The 218-nt window shown below is 63.8% G+C and carries 1 protein-coding gene; it reads left to right on the top strand.

From position 1 onward, the window contains the following. The coding region (locus HJV72_RS19275) for a hypothetical protein (RefSeq protein ID WP_208073490.1) at window positions 1-218 on the top strand (218 nt) is incomplete at both ends.

Genomic DNA, 218 nt, shown 5'->3' with positions numbered 1-218 from the left:
TCCTCGACATGCGCGCCACGCTGCGGCAGAGCGTCTACAGCTATATGAGCGAGCTGGACACTGACGAGGCGGGGGCCAAGCGACCCCTCGCCGAGAACGAGCAGGCGCACATACGCGGGCTGCTTGCCGAGGCAATCGAGAACGCCGAAATGGACTCCGAATCCTTCCTCGGGTTCCAGCTGGCCTTTGAAGACGGCACCTGGGTCCTCGACCTCGAA

Source organism: Extibacter sp. GGCC_0201, assembly GCF_017566055.1.
Lineage (GTDB): Bacteria > Bacillota > Clostridia > Lachnospirales > Lachnospiraceae > Extibacter.
Note: the sequence above shows the minus strand (reverse complement) of the source record. Positions and strands in the feature narration are given on the sequence as shown.